Origin of the sequence: Kitasatospora saccharophila (assembly GCF_039529925.1) — a bacterium.
GTDB lineage: Bacteria > Actinomycetota > Actinomycetes > Streptomycetales > Streptomycetaceae > Kitasatospora > Kitasatospora saccharophila.
In genome coordinates, this window is the sequence record NZ_BAAANS010000162.1 from 1 (window position 1) to 891 (window position 891).

1 pseudogene is annotated in these 891 nt (G+C 68.5%); it reads right to left on the reverse strand.

The window, feature by feature from the left end:
- Nucleotides 1-891, reverse strand: a pseudogene (locus ABD345_RS39965) (hypothetical protein); the annotation flags it as partial.

The window sequence follows — 891 nt, forward strand, 5'->3', positions numbered from 1 at the left end:
CCCGGTCGGGGTGGCCCCGGCGTTGGGGCAGTCCTGGGTGGTGGTGATGGTCTCGGCGGTCAGGGCCAGCGACTTGGCGGAGTTGACCGCGTACCGGCTCCAGCTGCACTTGGGCACGTTGCCGGCCGCCGCGCTCTCGCCCCGGTCGGCGACCTGCACCGGCAGGCCGGTGGTGGTCTGGTTCAGCGCCGTGTTGTAGAACGTGTCGGTCTCGGTCTCCCGCCAGCCGTACGAGACGGCCTTGCGGTTGTACACCTTCGCGTCCCGCACCATCTGCGCCGTCAGCGGCCGCAACCCCGTGCGGGTACGGGTCGCCGTCGGGCCGATGACCGTCGGCAGGGTCACCGTCGCACTGTCGACCGGCCCCCCGTCCCCGGTGTGGGTGTCCGTCTCGAACACCCGCCCGGCCAGCTCGTTGCGGTCCTCGTAGCTGTACCTGCCGTCCTGCGAGGCCAGGTTGACCGTACTGCCACCCGTACCGTCGGGGGTGTTGTGCGACATGCCCCGGAAGTAGAACGTCCGCGACAGCGTCAACCGGTCGTTGACCGCCACACCGTTGTTCTTGTGGAACACCGAGGTGTCACCCGTACGCGTCTCCACCGTCCCGTACCCCCGGAACTGCGAGTACGTCCGCTCGTCGGCCTTCGCCAGCTCACTGTCGTCGTAATGCCAGGCCGCGTCCCCCACGTACTTGTACGTCGTCAGCAGCGACGGATACGTCCCGTCCTGGTTGACGGTGTGCAGGTCCTGCGTCCGCACGCTCTTGACCGTGTACTTGTGGAACCAGTCCTTCTGCTGACTGCTGTACCCCGGCGGCTTCCACAGCGTCGGGAAGCACGCCTTGGTGTTGGCCGCCGGATCCGCCGGCACGTTCTGCGGCGTGCACTCGGC